Raw genomic sequence first — 24,050 nt, forward strand, 5'->3', positions numbered from 1 at the left:
ATTTATTTGTAAATACTTTCTAAATATTTCTTTGCAATTTCTTCTCATCCAAATCTTTGATCCATTCCAAAATAAATAAGTTTATTTCACTCCGGTTTGTTATTATAAAATAAATTTTTTGCTAATTTCACAGATTTATATAAAGCTTCTGGAGTATATTCTTTAAATAAAAATCCATTTGCATTTTCTTGTTTGTCATTATAAGAAGTAATAGTATCAATTAATCCGCCTGTTGCTCTAGCTATTGGTATACAACCATATTTAAGTGAAATTAATTGAGTTAATCCACATGGCTCAAATAAAGACGGGATTAAAAAAGCATCAAGTCCTGCATATAATTTATGACTTAATTCATCACTAAATTTATTAATAAACTTAAAATTTCTTGGATATTTATTTCCAAAAGATTTTAAATTAGATTCATAATTTACATCACCTGTTCCTAAAACAACAAATTGAATATCATTATCTTTTACAATATTTCATAAGGAATTTAAAACTAAATCAATTCCTTTTTGATTCGCTAATCTTGAAATCATTCCAATTAAAAAGATTTTTTTATTTTGTTCAAGATTTAATTCCTTTTGCAATGCAATTTTATTGATTAATTTTGCCTCTTTATAATTTGACACATCATATTTTGCCTCGATGTATTTATCAATACTTGGATTAAAAATATCATAATCTAACCCATTTATAATTCCTCTTAATTTACTGTTATATTTATTTAAAACTGACTCAAGACCCATACCTTGCATTGGTTGTTTTATTTCTTCTTTATAAGTTTCAGAAACAGTTGTGACAATATCACTAGAAATAATTCCAGCTTTCATAAAATTAAAAATATCATTACTTATGATTTCACTTAAAAGAGAATTCGATCTTTCTTTTTCATTTAAATATTTTAAAACATTTGAAGCTCCAAAAACTCCTTGATATTGTAAATTGTGAATTGTGAAAACAACTTTTAATTTGGAATTTTCATTTTTTTCACCAGACAAAAACAAAGGAAGTATTCCTGTATGTCAATCATTTGCATGAATAATTTCTGGTTTAAAAGCACTTAATTCTAAAAATTTTGAAATTGCTTTATTAAAAATTAAGTAAAAAGTAGAGTTTTCATGTAAATCAAGATAAGCAGTTCTTTCAATGTTTTTAAAACTTGGGTCATTAAAAAATAAATATTCAATATCATCCATAACTAAAGAAAAAATTTCAACAGGAAAAGATTTTCCATTTAAATCCAAAGAAAAAAAGTAAGCGCTACGCATCTTTTCTTTATATTTTTCACTAATTGAGTCACTATAGATTAAAAAAACTTTTATATCATTTCCTAATTTTTTTAAAGTCTTAGGGAAAGAATAAGCTACATCTCCTAGTCCTCCAGTTTTTATGAATGGAAAGCATTCAACACTTATATATAAAATTTTCATTTTTAACCTTCAATATAGAATATAAATAGAATTTTTCATAGTAATTTAATTCACAAATTGAATATAAACTAATTGAAACTTTTTATTTTTTTTACTTCATTTAAATTATATATATTTTATATATATATTTTTTAAAAATATGTGTATAAACTTGATATTTTTTTGTTGAACTTATTCAAAACATTAAAAATTTTTGAAAAAATGATAAAAATATGTTCAAAAATTAAAAATTAATATAAAAACATGACTAAATCTTGTTGTATAAAATGAAATTTAAAAAGGGAAGTTAAAATAGTAGACATAATATTTAAAGAAACTAAAATTTTTCAGATAATTTTCAACATATCATTTAAGTTTAAAAGTAAGAATAGAATTTTTGTTTAATATTTTAAGTAATAATCAAATATGCAAATGCATTATTTAAATATAAATTTTCTAAATGAAAATGTTTAAAAAGTTAGAATGTTAAAATATAAATAGATTTTGCTTTTTGCTATAATGAAATAATGGATAAATCTAAAATTAGAAATTTTTCAATAATAGCTCATATTGACCATGGAAAAAGTACTTTAGCAGATAGAATTTTAGAATTGACTGAAACAGTTGAAAAAAGAGATTTAAAAGCTCAGCATTTAGATTCTATGGATCTTGAAAAAGAACGTGGAATAACAATAAAGTTGAATGCAGTTCAAATTAAATATAAAGATTATGTTTTTCATTTAATAGATACTCCTGGACATGTTGATTTTACATATGAAGTAAGTAGATCTTTAGCGGCTTCTGAAGGCGCTATTTTACTTGTTGATGCAACACAGGGAATTGAAGCTCAAACTTTAGCAAATGTTTATTTAGCTATGGATAATGGTTTAGAAATAATTCCGGTAATAAATAAAATTGATTTACCTTCTTCAGATCCAGAAGCAGTAAAAAAAGAAATTGAAGAAGTGATTGGAATAGATGCTTCTGATGCGATTTTAATTTCTGCAAAAACAGGTAAAAATATTGAAGATGTTTTAAAAGCAGTTATTGAAAAAATTCCTGCTCCTAAAAATGCAGATGATAATAAGCCTTTAAAGGCCTTAGTTTTTGATTCATATTATGATCAATATCGTGGTGTTGTTTTGTTGATTAGAATTTTTGAAGGAAAAATAAAAGTTGGAGATGAGTTTTTCTTCATGCAAAGTAAAAACAAGTTTCATGCAACAGAATTAGGTGTTAGAAAACCAGTAGAATTAAAAAAAGATAGTTTAGAAGCTGGAGAAGTTGGATGACTATCGGCTTCAATTAGAAATGCAAAAGATGTTAGTGTTGGAGATACAATCACTTTATATAATAATCCAACCGAAAAACCATTACAAGGGTATAAAAAATTAAAACCTGTAGTTTACACAGGATTTTTTCCTATCGATTCTCAAGATTATGACGATTTAAAAGAATCTCTAATAAAAATTTCTTTAAGTGATTCTTCAATTTCTTTTGAACCAGAAACTTCAAAAGCTCTAGGTTTTGGTTTTAGAGTAGGTTTTTTAGGGATGCTTCATATGGAAATTTTACAAGAAAGACTTAGTAGAGAATTTAATATAGATTTAATTGCAACAGCTCCTAGTGTTGAATTTCATGTCACAACAACTAATGGTGAAATGTTGTCTATTTCAAATCCTTCGTTGTTACCAGAGAAAAATTATATCCAAAAAATAGAAGAGCCTTATATAAAAGCAAGCATAATTTTACCTAAAGAATATGTTGGAGCTGTAATGGAAATGTGTCAAGGTAAAAGAGGAGTTTATCAAGATTTAGAATTTTTAGACGAAAATAGAAGAAGACTTGTTTACAATTTACCTTTATCAGAAATTGTTTTTGATTTTTTTGATAGGCTTAAAAGTTTAACAAAAGGATATGCTTCTTTTGATTATGAAATAATTGGTTATTTAGAAAGCGATTTAATTAAAGTAGATGTTCTTTTAAATGGTGAAAAAATTGATGCTCTTGCAATCATTGTTCACAAAGATTTTGCATATAGTAGAGGTAGAGACTTAACTGTAAAGTTAAAAGAAGTAATTCCAAGACAAAACTTTGAAATTCCAGTTCAAGCAGCAATTGGTGCAAAAGTAATTGCAAGAGAAACAATTAAAGCTTATCGTAAAGATGTTACAGCTAAATTATATGGTGGAGATGTAACAAGAAGGCAAAAACTTCTAAAAAAACAAAAAGCAGGAAAGAAACGAATGAAATCAATTGGTTCTGTTGAAATTCCTCAAGAAGCTTTTTTGGCTATTTTAGAAACTGATGTAACTAAAAAATAGGATGTAAGATGTTTGAAGAAAAAACAATAGATTTGCATGGATTAGATTCATGAGAAGCAACAGGAGTTATTTTGAATGAGCTTTTTGTTCTTGAAGAAAATTCAGACTACAAAAAATCTATCCTTTTCATAACAGGGAAAGGAAAAGGTGTTTTGATTGAAACTCTTCTTGAGATTTTAAAATCAGAAAATTATTATTATAATAAAATTACTGAAGGATCATTTCGTGTTTATGCAAAAAAAGAAAAAATTAAGGAATTTTTTTAAATAAATGAAAATAATTTTAGCAGGAACTCCTGATTTTTCAGTTCCAATTTTTGAAGAAATAATAAAAAAATATGAAGTTGTCGCAATAATTACTCAGCCAGATAAACAAGCAAATAGGGGGCTAAAAACTCAAGAATCTCCTGTAAGTTTTTTAGCTAATAAATATAAAATAAAATTATTTAAACCTGAAAAAATATCTCAAATTTTTCATGAATTAGAAAAATTAGATTTTGATTTTTTTCTTACAGCTGCATTTGGACAATATATCCCTACTAATATTTTAGAACTTCCAAAGAAAGCATCTTTAAATATTCATGGCTCATTATTACCAAAATATCGAGGAGCAGCTCCAATTCAACATGCAATTTTGAACGGGGATTTAAAAACAGGTATCTCTTTAATCTATATGACAAAAAAAATGGATGCTGGAAATATTTTAAAAACAGAAGAATTCGAAATATATGATAATGATGATGCGGATTCTATTTTTTTAAAAATGTCTTTAATAGCAAGTAAGAAAATCAATTTTTGGTTAGAAAGCATTATGAAAAATGATTTTGAAGAAATTGTTCAAGACGAATTTTTTGCAACACAAGCTCCTAAACTTTTAAAAGAAGATGCAAAGATTGATTTAGAAAAAATGACTTTTGAAGAAATAAAAAATAAAGTAAGAGCATTTAGTTCTAATCCTGGATCATATATTTTTTTAAACAAAAAAAGAGTTAAAATTTTTAGAGTTTCTTTAACAAATAAAAAAGGATTAGAAATTAAATATAAAAATGGTTTGTTGTATGCAACAAAATATCAAATTGAAGGTAAAAAAATTGTTGATTTAAATTAATTAAAAAAGATCCTCGTCATGAGGATCTTTTTTAACAAAATTAGATTAATTTTTCATCAATTAATACTTTTTCAATTTGTTTGATTGCTGCTGCTTCATCTTCGCCTTCAGCAGTAATTTTAATTTTTTCACCATGTCTAATTGCTAAAGACATAATATTTATTACTGATTTTAAATTTCCAACAGTTCCATCTGCTTTAGTTATTTCGATTTTTGAATGAAATTTTGAAGCTACATTCACAACTTTCGAAGCTGGCCTTGCATGAAATCCAATTTTGTCAATAACAACTGCTTCTAATTTTTTCATAATGTCTCCTTATAGTTTTTATTAACACAAATAATTATAATATAACTTTCGAACATCTAACACATAAATTATCTTTATCTATAAAATCAAAATAAATTCTACATCTTTCGCATAAATGACCTTCATAGTTTTCAATTTTATTTTCTTTAGAAAAGATAACTTTACCCACCATTAAAAGATTTTTCAAATCTAATGTTTTTAAGAATTCATCAGTTTCTTTTATGTAAACTAATGCTTGATTTGCGCTTTTAATAAGTTTGTCTTTAATTGCTATTTCAATCAAAGCATAAACTTTATTTTTTAATTCAAAAAAGGAATTTCACTTTTCTTCTTGAATTGTTTCGATACTTGATATTCCAAAGAAATTTTCTAAATGAACACTTTCTTTTTTGTTTGCTTGATCAAATATTTGATAAACTTCTTCGATTGTAGTTGGTAAAATTGGAGCTAAAATTAATAATAAAGTTTTTGTAATGTTGTAAAAATTAGTTTGAATCATTTTTCTTTGTAAATCTTCTATTTTATTTGCATACAAAATATCTTTTGAAAAATCAAGATAAAAAGAAGATAAGTTATAAACAAAATTATTTGTTAATTTTATCACATTTGTAAATTGAAAATTTTCATAAGCAATTTTTGTATTAAATTTTAAAGTCTCTAGTTGTTCTTTTATTAGTAAATGAATTCCTGTCAATTCTTTTAAATCTTTTTTATAATCAAAATCTACTAAATTAGCAATTAAAAATCTAAAAGTGTTTCTAAATTTTCTATATATTTCAACATTTTGATTAATAATATTTTCTCCAATAGTTACATCAGAAGTATATTCACTATTTGCAACTCACAATCTTAAAATATCAGCACCAAATTTAGAAATTATTTCTTGTGGTAAGACAACATTACCTTTTGATTTAGACATTTTATTACCTTTTTCATCTAAAACAAATCCATGACTTACTAATTTTTTAAATGGAGCTTGATTGTAATAAACTACTGAATTGATTAAAGATGAGTTGAATCATCCGCGATATTGATCACTTCCTTCTAAATAAACATCTCAAGGAACAGGAGCACCTTCAATTTTTACTCCCATTGAAGTTGTTCCACTATCAAATCAAACATCCATAATATCTTTTTCTTTTGTTCAATTTTTATTTTTATATTTTTCTGGTAATAATTCATCTGTTGATTTTTCAAATCAAATATCAGTTCCATATTTTGAAACCAAATCTATAATATGATCAAATAATTCTTCTTCAAAAACAGGTTCATTTTTTTCATTATAAAAAATTGGGATTGGAACTCCTCAAGCTCTTTGCCTACTAATTGTTCAACTTGTTCGATTATCAATCATAGTTTTCAAACGGCTAATTCCTCAAGTTGGATATGATTCAACATGTTCGATAGATTTTGTGATTTTTTCTTTAATTGGATCAATTGAAACAAACCATTGATTTGAACCACGATAAATTACAGGTTTATTAGTTCTTCAATCATGTGGATATGAGTGATATAAAAATGAATGATGCAATAACAAATTATTTTGCTTTAAAAATTCATTAATTTCAGGATTTGCATCTCAATAAAATTTGTTTGCAAATTGATTGCCAAATTCATTAATACTTCCATCATCATTAATGTGCATAATTTCTTCTAATTTTTCAACTCTTCCAATGATAAAATCATCCAATCCAAAAAGAGGTGCCATATGAACTAGACCAGATCCTGATTCTAAAGTTACATGGTGCCCTAAAACAATAGGAGCTGTTTTTTCTTGTTTAATAGGTCTTTGATATTCAATTCCTACTAAATCTTTACCTTGAAAACTGGAAATGATTTTAAAATTTTTTCAACCAAAAATTTCTGTTACTTTTTGAACTAAATCAGTTGCAAAAATATAATTTTTATTTTCATAATTAATTTTTGAATAAGAAAATTCTTCTTTAACACTAACTCCTGAATTTGCAATTAAGGTTCATGGGGTTGTTGTTCAAATAACTAAAAAATCATTTTTTTCAACAAATTTATTACCTTTTACAATTTTAAAAGCAGTATAAATTGAGTGTGATTTATGTTCATGATATTCTACTTCTGCTTCAGCTAAAGCTGATTGAGAAGATGGAGATCAAAAAACAGGCTGTAAACTTTTGTAAATTAAACCATCTAAAGCCATTTTTTTAAACACTTTCAATTGTTCAGCTTCGAATTTAGGATCTAAAGTTTGATAGTAGTCTTTAAAATCAGAAAAAAGTTGCATTGTTAAAAATTGTTTTTTTTGATTTTTTATCTGAGATAATGCATATTCTCTTGCTTGTTTTCTTAGTTCTAAAGTGCTTATATTTTTATGATCATCAATTTTTAATTCTTTTAATATTTTATTTTCAATAGGTAGTCCATGAGTATCTCAACCTGGAACAAAAGGAGCATAAAAACCTGAAAGGCTTTTATATCTTACCACTATGTCTTTTAAAATTTTGTTTAATGCATGTCCAATATGTAAATCTCCATTAGCATATGGAGGCCCATCATGCAAAATAAAAGGTTTATTTGTTTTATTTTTTTCTAGTGCTTTTTGATAAATTTTATTTTGATCCCAGAAGGTTTTAAATTTTAACTCTTTTTCTATTAAATTGGCTCTCATAGGTAAAACATCTTGAGGGATATTAAGAGTTTCTTTATATTTATTTTTCATATTTTTATCTCTATTTAGAGTTTAACTTTCTCTTTTTTATCGATTGTATAAACGCACTAAATAATTTTTGTGGCTCAAGTGGAGTAGAATTAAATTCAGGATGATATTGTGTTCCTAAATAGAAATCTAAATTTTTAACTTCGCAAATTTCTGGTGTATTTAGTTTTTTATTAAAACCTGAAAATATAAATTCATCATCTGATAGAATTTTTTGAAATTCTGGTTGAACTTCATATCTATGTCTATGTCTTTCGGAAATTTTTGTGCTTTTATAAATATCAAATGCTAATGTATTTTTTTCTACATTTACATCATATTCACCTAATCTTAAAGTCCCACCTAAACTACTTCCTTTTGTAGACTCCTGGATAGTGTTTAGAACCATTGTTCCTTTTTTGCTAAATTCTGCTGAATCAGCATCCTTAATACCTTTTTCTCTTGCTTGAGCAATAACCATTGCTTGAAAACCTAAACAAATTCCAAAAGTTGGAATATTAACTTTTTTCAATCATGAAGAAGCAACAATTTTTCCATGTCATCCTCTAATTCCAAATCCTGGTAAAATGACAACTCCATCAAATTTTCCAAGAGTTAATTCAATATTATCTTCTTTAATATTTTCACTACTTAATCAAGTAAGCACTACTTTTACATTTTCATAAGTAGAAGAAACAAATAGAGCTTCTACAATTGATTTATAAGCATCTGGAAATTCTGTATATTTTCCTAACATTGCCAATTTTATTTCTAAACCTTTTGGTTTATCGATTAAATTAACAAATTTTTCTCATTTTTCTAAATTAGGAATTGGATTTTCCATTTTAAAATGATCAAGAATAATTTTTGCGACATTTTGTGCTTCCAAATATAAAGGAATTTTATAAATTGAAGATGAATCTGGAATAGGGATAACATTTTCATATGAAAGTAAAGAAAAAGTAGAAGCTTTTTCTCTTATGAAAGATGGTAGTTCTTTTTCACTTCTTAAAAAAAGCATGTTTGCATTAATTCCAAAACTTCTTAATTTTTCAAGTGAAACTTGAGAAGGTTTTGTTTTTCATTCTTGTGAAGATTGCAAATAAATAATGTAAGAAACGTGAATAAAAAAAATGTCATCACGATTTTTTGCACCTAATTGTGCAATTGCATAAAAAAATGGATTTGATTCAATATCTCCGACAGTACCACCAATTTCGGTGATAATAAAATCAGGTTGATATTTATTTGCAGCATTTTTTATAACTGCAATAATTTCATCAGTTACATGAGGAATTACTTGAACGGTTTTACCTAAAAATTCTCCTTCTCTTTCCCTTTGGATGATATTATTTAAGATACTTCCTGAGGTATAGTTACTTTCTTTAGTGAATTTTGTATTAATAAATCTTTCATAATGCCCTAAATCTAAATCTGTTTCTCCACCATCTGAAGTAACAAAAACTTCTCCATGCTCATAAGGTGACATTACACCCGGATCAACATTTAAATAAGGATCAAGTTTTTGAACAAAAATTGAAAATCCTCTTGCTTTTAAAATATTACCTAAAGAAGCTGCTGAAACACCTTTTCCTAGTCCCGAAACCACTCCACCTGTTACAAAAATAAACTTTGTTTTTGACATTTTTTCCTCCATTTTTACTTATGTTCTATATTATAAATTAAAAAAATAAATTAAAAAAGTATTTTCAATAATTAAAAAACAATTGAAAAAAGCTGCTTAAAAATCCATTAAATTAGTTTTTTCTTAGTTTTTAATTAACACTTTGATGTTGAATTGTAATAAATTACTTCTTAAGTTATAATATTTTTTGCATTAAGAATTTTTAGTCTTTTATGTATTTTAATTATGAATTTTTATAGTTAAAAACTTTAAATATTTTATGATTTTTAATTTTAATAATTATTCACAATATTTATTAAAATTAAAAAAATAGATTAAAATTTATTTAAATAAATAAGTTATGAATCTTTAACCTCATTATTTCAATTTAAAAATAAAATAATTAAGAGAAAATCTTGTATAATTTTTTAATGGAAAAAAAATTAAGTGTTATTATTCCTTGTTATAATTGCGAAAAATTTATTGAAAAAGCAATAAATTCTATTTTTGAAGAAAATAAAAAAAACATTGACAATATGGAGGTTCTTATTGTAAATGATGGATCAAAAGATAATTCCGAAACTATACTTAACGAGTTGAAAGATAAATATCTAAATCTTAAAATTTATAAAAAAGAAAATGGAAATTGAGGAAGTGTTATTAATTTTGTAAAAAATAATAAATTAACAACAGGAAAATATTTATCTATTTTAGATGCTGATGATTGATATATAAAGGGTGCATTAGAAAAAATCTGACCTATTTTTGAAAAAAATTATGATTTAATTATAAGTGAATTTTCAAAATTAAAAAAGGGGAAACAAACAAGAAATAATGTTGGATTTTTTAGAAAAACTGGGCGAATTTCTAAATATAGCGCACTTACTCCATGAAGTATGCCTTTAGGTAAGTTTGTTAGAAATGAAGTTTTTTACAAAACTGTTGAATTAAGGGAAAAAGTCAGTTTCCAAGATATGATTCTCTATAATGAAATTGTTTTTTTATCTGAAAAAATTTTCTTTTGGAATAAATCAGTTGGTGTGTGAAATTTGGAAAATGAAGGAAGTTCAACTAATTCACCATGAGATAAACAAAAAATTCAAGTTTTTATTGATAATTTTAATTACATTATTGGTAAATATAAAAATAAAGCGCACAATGGATATTGCTTGTATTATTATGTTAACTTAAAAAAATACTTAAAAATGTATGATTTTAGTATTGATCTTAAATGAAAAGATGTAAATTTATATTGATTAATGCCTATTATAAAATCTTTTTTTAAATTTTTTCTTTTCATTTATTTAAGAAAGCATTTTAAAAATAAAAATAATAATAAAAGGTCTTAAACTCATAGTCATAAATAAGATACATTATTGCAATATATCATTAAAAATAAATTAAAAAAACTCATTTAATGAGTTTTTTTCTTAATTTTTAATTAATTCTTTAGCTTTTTCTAATTCAACACCAAAGAATGTTGTAATTCCTCTTTTTTGCATTGTTGCTCCAAAAAGTTTATCCACTCTTGACATTGTCCCTTGACGGTGAGTTATAATAATGAATTGAGTTGTTTGTTTTAGTTGTTGTAAAAATTCTGCAAATCTTATTACATTTGTTTCATCTAAAGCTGCTTCTACTTCATCTAAAATACATAGTGGTAAAGGCTTAGCTTTTAAAATAGCAAATAGTAATGAAATTGCAATTAATGATTTTTCCCCACCTGAAAATAGTTTTAAATTCTTAATACTTTTTCCAGGGGGTTGAGCTATAATATCAATTCCTGATTCTAAAATATCATTTGGATTTTCATATTCAATTTCGGCATTCCCTCCACCAAACATGATTTGGAAAACTTTATTAAATTCGACATTAACTAAATTTACTGTTGATCTCATTCTACTAATAATAATTTTATCCATTTCACTAATAGCATTAATAATTGTTGCATGAGCATTTAATAGTTCTTCTTCTGAAGATTTTAAAGTATTATATCTTGTATTTACTTCTTCATATGATTCTATTGCATCTAAATTAATATTACCTAAAGCTTTAATTTCAGTCTGTAGAGTTTTAACTATTTCTCTTGCTTCTTCAATAGGTATTTCTAAAACATGAGTTTGTCTTGCGATTTCAAGAGTCATTTCATAATGTTCACCAAGTCTTTTTTGTAATGAAGAAATTAAAATCTCAAATTTATTTTTTTCATTTTCAGAAGCTGAATGAGTAGATTCGAAATTTCTTAATTGTTTTTCCTGATCAAATTTTTTAGTATTTAAATAACTAATTTCTTTAATTAAAGATTCGTTTTGTTCTCTTTTTGCATTAGCCTCAGCAAAAAGATTTGATTTTTCATATTTTAATTCTTCAATTGTATCTTTGTAATTAATTGTTGATTCTAAATCAATTTTCTTATTTGTAGTACTTTCATATTGAGTTTTTAATTTTTCAAAGGCATCTCTTAAATAAAATAATTGTTCTTTTGATTTTATTAAATTACGATTGTATTCTTGAATTAAATTAAAATCAATGTTTTTATCTTGTTCTAATTCTGCTAGAGCACGATTTTTTTCATTAACGGCATTTTGTAGTTGTGGTAATAAAGATTTTAAAACTTCTAATTGATTATCTAAACCTAATAAATTATTAGAATTTTCTTTTTCCCCTCCACTTAAAATTCCACCAACTCTAATTATGTCGCCATCTAAGGTTACAATCATATAACTATTTTCTAGAACTTTACTCATTTTATTAGCAGCATTAATATCAGTTGCTACAATAATGTTTCCTAATAAAAAGTTTTTTAAAATGTCATATTTAGGATCGATTTTCACTAAATTTTCTGCAATATCTATAAATCCATCTAATGAAGGAAGCACATATAAATGATTTTCTCTAATTTTTTTAGGTTGTAATTTGTTAAGAGGAATAAATGTTGCTCTTCCACTATTATTTTTTTTCAAAAATTCAATTGCTTTAACAGCTACTTCTGATTTTGTAACAACTAAATGTTGTAAGGCGTTTTGCAAAACTGCTTCAATTGCTGGAACGTATTCATTATCAACTTCAATCAATTGAGTAACAGTTCCTACTAATCCATCAAAAACAGAAGCATTTTCTAAAATTGTTTTTGTACCTTTGAATAAATTTGTTTTATTTTTTTGATAATCTAATAAAATTTCTATTTGTGTTTTTGTTTTATTATATTTTGCTTGAGTATTTGTTGATTCAACTCTTAATTTACCGATTTCAAGTTCTAAATTTGATTGAACTTCTTTTTTTTCTGAAATATCTTTAGTTAATTTAGTTTCAAGAGAATTAAGATGCATTATTTTTGAATTAAGAGCTTCTAATTGTTGTTTCATTGCTTCATTTTTTTCGCTACTTGAAGCATTTATTTGCCCACTAATCAATAATTCACGACGTTGCTCTTCTTTTTGCTGAGAAATTTCTAATTCTTGTAATTTTTCATTTAAAGAATTAATTTTTTGATCTATTTTTGACAATTCTGTTTCAAAATTAGAACGATAAGAATTTTTAACTTTTAACTCATTTTCAATTTTTTCTAATTCTGATTTAAGATCTTCTCTTGCTTCACTTGTTTGATTCAAACTTGTAGAAATTGAATCTAATTTATTTGTAAATAAAACTAAATCTTCTACAATTAAAGCTACTTCAACACTTTTTAATTCTTTTGATTTTTCTAAATAAGTTTTTGCATTTTTTGCTTGCTTTTCTAAAGGTATTAATTGCTTGTTCAATTCTAAAACAACGGTTTTAACTTTGTCAAGCGCTTCTTTAGTTTTTTCTAATTTTCTTAAAGCTTCTTCTTTTCTAAGTTTGTATTTTGAGGTTCCTGCTGCTTCTTCAAAAATTTTTCTTCTTTCTTCAGGTGAAGCTTGGGCAATTTCGCTAATTGTTCCTTGACTAATGATTGCTAAAGACGACTTTGACATTCCTGATTCAACTGCAATATCTTTAATATCTTTATGTCTTGCTATTTCTCCATTAACAAAGTATAAATTATTACCCTTACCTCTTTCGACAACTCTTGAAATAGTTATGGTTTTATCAAATTGTTTTAAAGAATAATCAGAATTATCAAAAGTTAATGTTACTTCTGCTTTATCTTGGGCTTCAGCTGTTTTTGATCCTGCAAAAATAACATCTTCCATATTATCTCCACGAAGAGCTTTAAAAGATTGCTCTCCTAAAACTCATCTAATAGCATCATTAATGTTACTTTTACCTGAACCATTTGGGCCAACAATTCCAACAATTCCTCCATCGAAATTTAATGTTATTCCATCTGCGAATGATTTAAATCCTTTTGCTTCAATTTTAATTAATTTCATAGTATTAATTTACTCCTTTTTTTCTGCTTTTATTGCTTTTTTAATTGTTTGTTTTGAAGGTGCCTTTAATGTTTCTAATGCCCTAGTTGCCGCTTCTTCTTCTGCTACTTTTTTTGTTTTTCCAAATCCAACACCATATGTAATTCCATTATGCATCAACTCTGCTTTAAATAATTCTGATCTAAGTTCATTTTCTAATTGAGTGATTTTGTACTCGATTATTTCATTGCTATAAGATTGAATATACTCTTGAAAGCTACTTTTTGGATCTTTTATTGATTCTAAATTTGTAGTAGAAATATATGGGTAAAAAATTTCTTTCAAGAATTCTTCAAGTTTTTCATCTCCTAAATCTAAATAAATAGCAGCAACAAACGATTCAAACAAATCAGCATTTATTTTAACATTTTCTCTTAAGTGTTCAGAGCCTTTAGAAATCAACAATAATTTTGATAAACCTAATTTTTTTGAAAGTTCTGATAAACCTGAAGAACATACATTTTTTGCCCTGATTAAAGAAGCTTCTCCTTCTGTAATATTTTGAAAATGTTGGAAAATAAATATTGAGCTTTTCATTTGTAAAATTGCATCTCCTATGAATTCTAAAATATCATAACTTTCAATATTTGCATGTTCATTAGCATAAGTTTTATGAGTTAAAGCTTGAATATAGTATTTGATATCTTTAAATATTATATTATTTAAGGTTAAAAAATTCTCAAGTCCTTCTATTTTTGTTTTTTTATTCATTTGATTACTTTCAATAAATTTTAATTATAAAATTTCCTTAAAATTTTCGATTACATTATTTTCCACAGCAATTTTAATTTGATTAAATGCTCCTTTGAAAGCTTTTTCATCACTTGAACCATGGGCTTTAACAGCTATACTATTAACACCAATTACTCAAGCTCCTCCAACATTTCTATAATCTAAATGTTCTTTAATTTCTTTAAAAGATTTTTTCAAAATAAGTGCTCCTATTTTTCTAAAAAAAGTTGAAGTTATTTTTCTTTTTATTAAAGAAGAAAAATCAATAACAGTTCCTTCAAGAGATTTTAAAACTAAATTACCACCATAACCATCAGCAACAATTACATCAAAATTTCCCTTTAAAATATCTCTTGGCTCAACAAAGCCTTTGTAGTTCATTTCAGAAAGATTTGCTTCTTTTAAAATTTGATTTGCTTCTTGATGGTATTTAAAACCTTTAAAATCTTCTGTACCAATATTTAAAATTCCAACATTTGGTTTATCAATATTTCACATAATTTTTGCAAAAACAGATCCTAATTTAGCTCATTGAACTAAATATTCAGTATCAACTTCAATATTAGCCCCAACATCTAATAAAACAAATTTTTTATCATCAAGAATCGTTGGAAAAATTGGCATAAATGCTGGTCTTGTAATTCCTTCTAATCTTTTTAACTTAATTACACAAAGTGCCAAATAAGAAGCGCTATCACCTGCAGATAAAACAACTTCTGCTTTGTTATCTTTTACCAAATCAATAGCAACGCTCATTGATGTTGTTTTTGATAAAACAGCCTTTAAATTTTCTCCCTTTTTAACTTCTAAAGGTTCATCATAAATTTCAATTCTTTCATTTTCGGAAACATATTTTGTAATTAAAGTTTTATCTCCAACAAGAATTATTTTATAATCTAAGTTTTTTTTAACAAAATTAATAGAAGCCAAAACTGCAGGTCCTACTCCTTTATCGCTACCCATTACATCAAAAGCAATTATTTTCATTTATTCCTCCACACTTATATAGAAATGATACAATGGTTGTCCACCATATTCTACTTTTGATTCAATATCATATTTTGATTCAACATAATTTTTCAAATCTTTTGCATCAATTTCAGAAACTTCAGCACCATAATAAATAGTTGCAATTTCTGCATCTTCAGAAATTATTTTATCAATTACTTTTTTTGCTGTTTTTATCAATGATTTATTACTTATTACAACTTTTCTATTTGCAAGTCCAATAAATTCACCTTTAGTAACTTTAACATCATTAATTTTTGTGGTTTTGACAGCTATTGTAACTTCTCCTGTTTTTGTAGAGTCAATTGCATCTTCCATTTCTTCTTTATTATCTTCAAAATCTAATTCTTTATTGAAATTAAAAATTGCTGAAATACCTTCCATTTGTGTTTTTGTCGGAACTACATAAACATTTTTATCAGTAACAATTTGAGCTGCTTGCTGAGCTGCTAAAATAATATTTGAATTATTAGGCAAAATAAAAATATTATCACTATTAACTTGTTTAATAGCTTCGATGAAATCTCCTGCACTTGGATTTGAACTTTGACCTGCTTCAATGATAAAATCACAACCATTTTCTTTCATGATATGAATAAGCCCTTGACCTGTATTGCATGAAATTAAACCGGAAGGATTTTTTACTAATGAAGAATTTGCAATTTGATGTTGTTTTTGATTTTCTCTATTTTCCTTTGTTTGTTCAGTCATATTTTCAGATTTTAATTTTAAAAACTCACCATATTTTTGAGCATAATTAAAAACTTTTCCGGGTTTTAATGTATGGATATGAACTTTAACAAGTGCTTCATTTTGAACAACTACTAAAGAAGTACCTAATTTTTCTATATGGGAAATAAAATTTTCTTTATTAAATTTTTTTGTTTTTTCTAAATCTAGAAGAAATTCAGTACAATATCCAAATTCTCCATCAAAAATTTCAGTATTACTAATAAAAGCTTCAATATTTGGATCTACTGGAACATCTAAAAAACTTACGGGATTTCCTTCTAAATATTTTAACATTCCTTCAATTACCAAAACTAGACCTTCGCCACCTGAATCATTTACTCCTACTTCTTTTAAAATTGGTAATAAATTAGGTGTGTTATCACAACTTTTTCTCGCGTTTTTATAAGCTAAAGCAATAATTTCTTTGTTATTCATAGCGGGGGTCACATGTTTTGTTAAAGCTTCAGAAACATCTTTAATAACAGTTAAAATAGTACCTTCTACAGGATTTAAAACTGATTTGTAAGCATATTCTTTTGCCTTTTCAAAACCTGCCACAAGTTCAAAGGCATTAATTTCTATTTTGTTCTCAAAGCTTTTTGCAAATCCTTGAAAAATTTGTGAAAGAATTACCCCAGAATTTCCTCTTGCTCCTAAAAGCATTCCTCTTGCAATTTTTTTAGATACTTCACCAATTGTAGATTCATTCCCCAAATCTTTAACACCACTTTTAATAGTGTTGGACATATTGGAACCAGTATCTCCATCAGGAACAGGGAAAACATTTAATGAATCAATTCAATTTTTTTTGTTTATTAAATTATTAGCCCCTGACACAAGTGCTTTGCTTCAAATTTCGCTTGTGATTTTTTCCATTACTTAACTCCTTGTACGAAAATATCAAGAGATTCAAGTTTTAAATTTTCGTTTTTTAAAGTATTGATAATCTCTTCTCTGATTTGATTTACTATAATTTTAGTTCTTGCATTTAAAAGTAAAATAACACCCATTTTCAATCTTAAACCTTTTGCACCTTCATTGATTATAAATGCATTTGGAAGGTGTTCAACTTCTAAATAATTTATTTCCCGTTTATCATCAAATAAACTTGCAAAATTTTGAAAACCTGGAACGGATGCTATTGTTTTTGCAAGTTTGCTAATGATTTTTGGATAATCCATTTGTCCTCTTTTTATTTAAAATAAATTTTATTAATTAATACTCTAAATTATACCAAAAAAATTTTTAAAAGTTATTTGAAAATTTATGATTTTAATGTAAAATGATATTTATTATAAATGCATATAAATATAAAAGAGGAGGCTCAAATGGCAAGAAGAGATGATTTAACAAATAAAGGCCCAATGAGTGGTAACAAACGCTCACATGCTTTAAATGCAACTAAAAGAAAATTCAATTTAAATTTACAAAAAATTTTAGTAACTCTTGAAAATGGATCTAAAGTAAAAATTAAAGTTAGTGCAAAAACTGCAAAAACACTTAAAAAACAAGGTTTTGTTGCTTAAAAATATTAGAGGAATCATTCCTCTAATATTTTTATTAAATTAACAACAAAATATTTATAACTCAAAAAATCTTCCGCTTGCTAATACAATTGCATTTAAGGATAGAGAAACTAAATAAATAGTTAGAAATTGAATTCAAAAAGCAATTAAAGTTTTTGCTAAATTTTGTCATTTAAAAACATTAAAAATTCCTTGTAAAATTAAGAATGCAACTGATACAGTTAAAGCAAAAAGATAAAAATTAAATTTACTTGAAATTAGTAAAAGAATAAATATTATTGTAAGAGTAATTAAAACTTTATCAATGACTTCTAACCCATAAGTAATCACATCTAAATAACCTATAAAACCTAATGAAACAACAAAGAAAAATTGAAAAATTATTTCTTTAATTGTATGTTTGCCAAAACTTAAGTGTTCTGTTTCGATTATTTTTCTTATTTCTATTTTGAAATTAGAATTAATTTTATCTCCAATAAAATTATAAAATGCATAAAACACAGCAATAAATAAAAGTGAACCAAGTAAAGCGCCAATCAATTGAAACCCAACAACATAAGGAATGGAAACAAATGTATTTTTGATAAAAGAAATTAAAATTACTGCTAAAGGAGTTACAATTCCAGCTGCTTGACCAAGTCCATTAATAAAACCTCCTATTACTCATGCCATAATTATTGCAATAAAAAAAGAAATTGTAAAACCTAGAGAAAAAAGAATAAAACTATATTTTTTACTAAAAAAATGAGCAACAAAATATCTTGTCATTAAAACTAAAAAAATCAAAGTTGTTGAACCGATCATTTCACTAATTGCAGTTCCTAAATTTCAGCTTGTTAAAACAACTTGATTGATATTCATTAAATTATTTTAACATAATCCAGTAACTCAATTTTATTTTTTTCTAATAGAGCAATTTAAAGGTTAAAATTATTGTAAATAATAAATTTAATGAGGTTAACTATGAATAAAAAAATTATCAAACTTTTAGGAATTGGAACTTTAACTTTAGGTGCTGTAGGAACAATTGCAATTCCTGCAGGAATTGTTTTAAATAGCAATTTGAACTCAAGAATAAGCATTGAACTAAATGAATTGAATTTGAACTTGGAAAATATTTTTTATAATGGAACAGACATTTTAAAAACAAATTCAATTTCTGATTATCTTTTAGAAACTAGCTATGAACTTAAAAAACCATTATTAACAAAAGACAATAAAAAAATTTCTTTGAGTGTTTCAAAAATTGAAACACCTGGAAATTTAGATAAAATAGAACTTACATATTTTTTAGAGATAAAAGATCAAAGTTTAAAAAGTGAAAACAAAAAATTATTAATAGAAAATTTTGCAGTTAAAGAAGCTTTCATAATTGATCCAAAATTGCAAATGGACAAAAGATCGAGAGTTTTAGAAATTGAAAATCTTTCGAGAACTCAAATTACAAATCAAAATCAAAATTATTTATCTGAATACAAAACACCAATATTGACTGGAGGATATGGTGAAAATAGAAATATTTATGCTGGTTCAAAAATTAGAACTCATCATCAATTTCATCTTGGCGAGGATGTTTTTTTAAATCAAGGTACTGAAGTTCTAGCTCCTTTTGATGGGGAAATTATTTCTTATTATTATTTACCAAATAATAGTATTGCAGAAGGTATAGGCACAAATCTTGTTATGAAAGTTTATAAAAAAGACTATACTTTAGGTGAAGAATCTTGGAATAATATTTTTGGAGAAAATAGTGAATTTTTTTACATTGCAATCATTCATTTAGATCATAGATTTATGAAAACTAAATTTGGAGAAAATAGAGTAAAAAGTATTTGAAACAGAAGTAGACATGTCATAGGAGTGCCGACTATTTCAGCAAAAACTCCACAAAAAGTTAAAAGAGGAGAAGTAATAGGTTTAGTTGGAAATATCGGAAACAATGGCGGATGAATACCACATTTACATGTAGAAATTCAAAAAAGTACAACACCAAATAATGGAATGCATAATGCAATTGATAGAAATGGTAATTTAATTAAAGATGCTGAAGGCATAATTAAAACTGAAAGGACTTCAGGCATTACTGATGCAAGAATTGAAAAATATATTCCAGAATTTATAAACGGTAAATGACAAGCAGATGTTTTTGATGCAAAAGCAACTGGTGTTCATATTGTCCCAATTAATCGAGATCCAAATAGAGATCCTATTTGAATTCTTTCTGAAAATAGATTTCAAGTTGTAGATCCAAGCAAAATTTTTAACTTTAGAAAATTTGCAAGCAAGAATATTCCTGTTAGAATTGGAGATTAAAAGATTTAAAATTTGATTTTTAAACTAAAGTTTTATTAGACTTAAATTTGGAAAATCAAATGGGGCTGTATAATCACTAACAACAAGAATAATTTTGTTTTTAGGAGTAAAATCATAAAAAGCTGAACTATTAAATTTTTCTTTTTCAGCTAAAACAACAACTAAATCTGAATTATTTGCAATGTATTTTTTTACAACTCCTTCATTAATGTCATTTGCAGTTAAACTACCTTTTGAATCAATTCCATTAACACCTAAAAAAGCAATTTGGAATTTAAGATTATCAATCATTGTAATTTCTGACGAAACAGTCGAAAGAGATGCAGGTTTTAAATGACCACCAATAATATTTACATTCTTAAATCCTAAATCAATTGCATGAATTGCATTAAAAATACTATTTGTATAAAGATTAATATCTTTTTCTAAAAAATCAAGTACATAATAACAACTTGATCCACTACTAATGAAAACATTTTTGTAATCTTTTGCTAAAGAAGCAGCTTTTTTTGCCAGTTGTAATTTTACTGGTTTATTTTTTTCTACTTCTTGAGAAGCAATTCTATTTGAATCAATAAATCCTATATATTTAATTTGGCCAAAATTTCTTTCAATTTTTTTCTTTTCTTCAAGTTTTATTAAATATCTTCTTACAGTTGAACTCTTTAAACCAAAAACAGTTTCTAATGTTTTTGGTTTAACAATTTTATTTTCTTTTATGTATTCTAATAACTTATTTTCTATTATTAACAAAATTTCCACCTTTTACATGATTATTATAGTATTTAATCATTTAAAATGAACAAAAAAATGCAATATTTGCATTTTTTTGCATAAATTTTGAATTTTTGGATATTTATTTAATTAAATCAATAAAATCTTTTACATTCAAAGAAGCTCCACCAACAAGAGCACCATCAATATCTTTTTGACTTAACAATTCTTTAATATTATTTGGTTTTACACTTCCGCCATATTGAATAATTGTTTTTTCATTTGTTAAACTTCTAATGTACTTACACATTTCTTGGGCATATTCAACTGTAGCTGTTTTTCCTGTACCAATTGCCCAAATTGGTTCATAAGCAATAATAATCTTTGAAAAATCACTTAAATTTTTTAGTGATTTTTCAATTTGATTTTTTATAACTTCTTTAGATTTGTTCGAATTGTATTGTAGTTCTGTTTCTCCAACACAAACAATTGGGACTAAATTATTTTTAATTGCTTGATGCATTTTCATGTTTACTATTTCATCAGTTTCATGAAAAAACTCTCTTCTTTCACTATGACCTAAAACAACCATTTTTACCCCTAGATCTAAAAGCATTTCTGCTGAAATTTCTCCTGTAAAGGCTCCACTATTATTTTGGTGAAAATTTTGTGCAGCAATAACTAAATTTGCAAAATTTCCTTCTTTTTTAATCCCTAATGATGTGAATGGTAATGCTAAACCTGCAACTAAATTTTTGTCCAATTTCAAGTTTAACTCACTTGTAATTTTATTAAACTCTTTTACAAAATTTTCTGCTTCTGTTTTAGTTTTGTTCATTTTTCAATTACCAATAATAATTTTTTTTCTCATGAAAATTCTCCTTATTTGCTTTTATTATATTTTTAATTAATCTATGCTTAAGATTATATTATCTTTTTGCTATAATTTAATAATTATGGATATATTAATTGCAGGTGCAGGTTTAAGTGGAGCTGTTTTAGCTAATAAACTTGCAAAAGAAAACAAAAAAGTTTTAATTATTGAAAAAAGAAATCACATTGGGGGAAATGTTTTTGATTTAAAAACAAAAGGAGTGTTAGTTCATAAATATGGACCACATATTTTTCATACATCTAATAAACAAGTGTATGATTACATGAATCAATTTTGAAAACTTAACAATTTTCAAAATATTGTTGCAGCTAAAATTAAAGATGAAATTGTCCCTATTCCTTTCAACTATCGTGGTTTAGATGTATTTTTCCCTGAAAAAAGTGAAGAAATAAAAGAAAAATTAAACAAAAAATATGGATTTGATAAGAGAATTAAAATTTTAGATTTAATTAAAGAAAATGATTTAGAACTTCAAAAAGTTGCAGACTTTATATATAAAAATGTTTTTGAAAATTACACTGTAAAAATGTGAGGTTTAAATCCAAAAGAAATTGATAAAAAAGTAACCGAAAGAGTTCCTATCATTAGTTCATATAATGATAAATATTTCAATGATTTGTTTGAAGGTTTACCTGAAGAAGGTTATACAAATTCAATAAAAAAAATGTTAGATCATCCTAATATTACTGTTGTCCTAGAAACCAACATTAAAGATTTAATTAAATTTAAAATTTCTAGTGAAGGAAAAAAAGCGATTTTTTTCAAAGAAAAAGAGTTGAAAGTTCCTTTTGTTTTTACAGGAGCAATAGATGAATTGTTTGATAATGTTGACGGAATTTTAGATTATCGTTCTTTAGATATTAAATTTACAAATATTAATCAAACAAAATTTCAATCAAATGCTGTTATTAATTATCCAGCACATTTTGATATCACGAGAATTACAGAATATAAACATATGACATTGCAAAATGATGTTACAAACACTATAATCTCAAGAGAATACCCAGGAAAATATGATCCAAATAGTGAAAGATTTAATGTGCCTTTTTATCCTTTGCAAACCGAAGAAGCAAATAAAAAATATTTAAAATATTTTGAAAGAACAAAAGCTTATTCTAATTTATTTTTAGTGGGTAGACTAGCAAAATATAAATATATTAACATGGATCAAGCAATTGAAGAAGCACTGGAAATATTTCCACAAATTTTAAGTTATGAATCAAAATAATCACAAAATTTTGTTTACTTTTGTAATCCCTTCATATAATGCCGAAAAACATTTAGATATTAGCTTGCCTTCAATTTTAAACCAAACATTATATGAAGCAAATGTTATGAATGATTATGAAATAATTGTTGTTAATGACGGGTCTAAAGATAAAACTTCTGAAGTTGCAAAACAATACATTAGAAAATGAAATGCAAAAGTAAGACCAGATTTTGTTCTGTTAATTGAAAAAGAAAATGGTCAATATGGTTCTGTTATCAATCAAGCATTAGAAGTTGCAAACGGAATTTATTTCAAGGTTTTAGATGCTGACGATAGTTTTGATACTAAAATTCTAATTGACATCATTAACATGATAAGAGGACAAAAAAAATTAATTGATGTTTTACTTGTTGATTATTCAATGGAAAAAGTTGCAAACAACAAAAAAATAATCATCTCTCACAAAAAAAACTTTCAACCTTATAAAATTTTAAGTTTAAGAAATTTAAAATTTCCTTACACAATAATTACAATGCATTCTATTTTTTACAGAACAAATTTTTTAAAAGATTTAAATTATAAGCAAATAGAAGGAATTTATTATAGTGATTCTCAGTATTCGTTAATTCCTTTTTCTCAAGCAGAAACAATGTATTATATGAATGATGTTTTATATCGCTATTACATTGGTAGAAGCGAACAAAGTATTAATTTAAAAAATATGGTAAAAAATAGAAATCATCAATTTCAAGTTATTCATAAAATTTTAGAAACTATTAATATTGAAAAAATTAATTCTGATAGTTTTAAAAAATATACTTGAAATTTCATTAGACAAATGATTTTATGACAAATTATGTTAATTTCCTTTGATAGACAAATAAAAAATAAACGTGTGTACTTGTTAAATTTCATCAAAGATATAAAAAGAAGATATCCTTTAATTAGCAAGCATATATTAAAAGGATTTTCGATAAAAACAATACTTTTTGTAAGAGGACATTTTATTTCTACTTTTGTAAAAATAGGTGTAAAAATATATTCAAAATTTGGTTTAAATATTTTAGCAGAATGGGAGTAA

20 protein-coding genes are annotated in these 24,050 nt (G+C 25.3%); 8 read left to right on the top strand and 12 right to left on the bottom strand.

Annotated elements, in window-relative coordinates; genetic code table 4:
* Positions 1-2: 2 nt before the first annotated feature.
* Positions 3-1,433: a glycogen synthase gene (locus tag MMOB_RS02185; protein WP_011264922.1), complete on the bottom strand. Its 1,431-nt coding sequence runs from the start codon at positions 1,431-1,433 to the stop codon at positions 3-5.
* A 506-nt stretch (positions 1,434-1,939) separates the two neighbouring features.
* Between MMOB_RS02185 and lepA the strand changes: the two genes are divergently transcribed.
* From lepA to fmt, 3 genes are read left to right on the top strand one after another with little or no spacing between them, the layout of a single operon-like run.
* Positions 1,940-3,736 carry a translation elongation factor 4 gene (lepA, locus tag MMOB_RS02190; RefSeq protein WP_011264923.1) on the top strand — a complete coding sequence of 599 codons (1,797 nt, stop codon included), beginning with the start codon at positions 1,940-1,942 and terminating at the stop codon, positions 3,734-3,736.
* Positions 3,737-3,744: 8 nt separating this feature from the next.
* The gene (locus MMOB_RS02195; protein WP_011264924.1) at positions 3,745-4,002 is read left to right on the top strand and encodes a hypothetical protein; all 258 of its coding nucleotides are present in this window, start codon (positions 3,745-3,747) and stop codon (positions 4,000-4,002) included.
* A gap of 4 nt (positions 4,003-4,006) precedes the next feature.
* Entirely contained in the window at positions 4,007-4,843 is an 837-nt protein-coding gene (gene fmt, locus MMOB_RS02200; protein WP_011264925.1) for a methionyl-tRNA formyltransferase, read from the top strand.
* A gap of 40 nt (positions 4,844-4,883) precedes the next feature.
* Here fmt and MMOB_RS02205 read toward each other — a convergent pair whose 3' ends face one another.
* Genes MMOB_RS02205 through MMOB_RS02215 form a run of 3 tightly spaced genes read right to left on the bottom strand, consistent with a single transcriptional unit; the run spans position 4,884 to position 9,463 of the window.
* Positions 4,884-5,150: an HPr family phosphocarrier protein gene (locus tag MMOB_RS02205; RefSeq protein WP_011264926.1), complete on the bottom strand. Its 267-nt coding sequence runs from the start codon at positions 5,148-5,150 to the stop codon at positions 4,884-4,886.
* A gap of 34 nt (positions 5,151-5,184) precedes the next feature.
* Entirely contained in the window at positions 5,185-7,842 is a 2,658-nt protein-coding gene (gene ileS, locus MMOB_RS02210) for an isoleucine--tRNA ligase (RefSeq protein ID WP_011264927.1), read from the bottom strand.
* Positions 7,843-7,852: 10 nt separating this feature from the next.
* Positions 7,853-9,463 carry a CTP synthase gene (locus MMOB_RS02215; protein ID WP_041362918.1) on the bottom strand — a complete coding sequence of 537 codons (1,611 nt, stop codon included), beginning with the start codon at positions 9,461-9,463 and terminating at the stop codon, positions 7,853-7,855.
* Between the two features lie 410 nt (positions 9,464-9,873).
* Between MMOB_RS02215 and MMOB_RS02220 the strand changes: the two genes are divergently transcribed.
* Positions 9,874-10,791 (top strand): glycosyltransferase family 2 protein, encoded by a 918-nt coding sequence (locus MMOB_RS02220; protein ID WP_011264929.1) that lies wholly within the window; start codon positions 9,874-9,876, stop codon positions 10,789-10,791.
* Between the two features lie 81 nt (positions 10,792-10,872).
* Here MMOB_RS02220 and MMOB_RS02225 read toward each other — a convergent pair whose 3' ends face one another.
* From MMOB_RS02225 to MMOB_RS02245, 5 genes are read right to left on the bottom strand one after another with little or no spacing between them, the layout of a single operon-like run.
* A complete protein-coding gene (locus tag MMOB_RS02225; protein ID WP_011264930.1) occupies positions 10,873-13,797 on the bottom strand; it encodes an AAA family ATPase in 2,925 nt (974 codons plus the stop codon).
* A gap of 9 nt (positions 13,798-13,806) precedes the next feature.
* Entirely contained in the window at positions 13,807-14,547 is a 741-nt protein-coding gene (rnc, locus tag MMOB_RS02230) for a ribonuclease III (RefSeq protein ID WP_011264931.1), read from the bottom strand.
* Between the two features lie 24 nt (positions 14,548-14,571).
* Positions 14,572-15,555 (bottom strand): phosphate acyltransferase PlsX, encoded by a 984-nt coding sequence (plsX, locus tag MMOB_RS02235; protein WP_011264932.1) that lies wholly within the window; start codon positions 15,553-15,555, stop codon positions 14,572-14,574.
* Positions 15,556-17,184, bottom strand: a complete 1,629-nt coding sequence (locus MMOB_RS02240) for a DAK2 domain-containing protein (protein ID WP_011264933.1) — start codon at positions 17,182-17,184, stop codon at positions 15,556-15,558.
* Positions 17,184-17,489: a hypothetical protein gene (locus MMOB_RS02245; RefSeq protein WP_011264934.1), complete on the bottom strand. Its 306-nt coding sequence runs from the start codon at positions 17,487-17,489 to the stop codon at positions 17,184-17,186. The genes MMOB_RS02240 and MMOB_RS02245 overlap by 1 nt, the downstream gene beginning before the upstream one ends.
* Positions 17,490-17,636: 147 nt before the next feature.
* On the opposite strand from MMOB_RS02245, the gene rpmB reads away from it, so the two are divergent.
* Positions 17,637-17,834 carry a 50S ribosomal protein L28 gene (gene rpmB / locus MMOB_RS02250; protein WP_011264935.1) on the top strand — a complete coding sequence of 66 codons (198 nt, stop codon included), beginning with the start codon at positions 17,637-17,639 and terminating at the stop codon, positions 17,832-17,834.
* A 54-nt stretch (positions 17,835-17,888) separates the two neighbouring features.
* Here the strand turns inward: rpmB and MMOB_RS02255 are convergent, their stop codons facing one another.
* A complete protein-coding gene (locus tag MMOB_RS02255; RefSeq protein WP_011264936.1) occupies positions 17,889-18,695 on the bottom strand; it encodes an MAG4940 family membrane protein in 807 nt (268 codons plus the stop codon).
* 102 nt (positions 18,696-18,797) lie between these two features.
* Between MMOB_RS02255 and MMOB_RS02260 the strand changes: the two genes are divergently transcribed.
* Entirely contained in the window at positions 18,798-20,147 is a 1,350-nt protein-coding gene (locus MMOB_RS02260; RefSeq protein ID WP_041362921.1) for a peptidoglycan DD-metalloendopeptidase family protein, read from the top strand.
* A 24-nt stretch (positions 20,148-20,171) separates the two neighbouring features.
* Here the strand turns inward: MMOB_RS02260 and MMOB_RS02265 are convergent, their stop codons facing one another.
* The gene (locus tag MMOB_RS02265; RefSeq protein ID WP_156768869.1) at positions 20,172-20,909 is read right to left on the bottom strand and encodes a DeoR/GlpR family DNA-binding transcription regulator; all 738 of its coding nucleotides are present in this window, start codon (positions 20,907-20,909) and stop codon (positions 20,172-20,174) included.
* Between the two features lie 94 nt (positions 20,910-21,003).
* Complete coding sequence (gene tpiA / locus MMOB_RS02270) at positions 21,004-21,732, bottom strand: triose-phosphate isomerase (protein WP_011264939.1); 729 nt, start codon at positions 21,730-21,732, stop codon at positions 21,004-21,006.
* An 85-nt stretch (positions 21,733-21,817) separates the two neighbouring features.
* Between tpiA and glf the strand changes: the two genes are divergently transcribed.
* Complete coding sequence (gene glf, locus MMOB_RS02275) at positions 21,818-22,987, top strand: UDP-galactopyranose mutase (protein ID WP_041362924.1); 1,170 nt, start codon at positions 21,818-21,820, stop codon at positions 22,985-22,987.
* A complete protein-coding gene (locus MMOB_RS02280) occupies positions 22,974-24,050 on the top strand; it encodes a glycosyltransferase family 2 protein (RefSeq protein ID WP_011264941.1) in 1,077 nt (358 codons plus the stop codon). The genes glf and MMOB_RS02280 overlap by 14 nt, the downstream gene beginning before the upstream one ends.

It is taken from the genome of Mycoplasma mobile 163K, assembly GCF_000008365.1.
In the GTDB taxonomy this organism is placed as follows: Bacteria; Bacillota_I; Bacilli_A; order Mycoplasmatales; family Metamycoplasmataceae; genus Mycoplasma_J; species Mycoplasma_J mobile.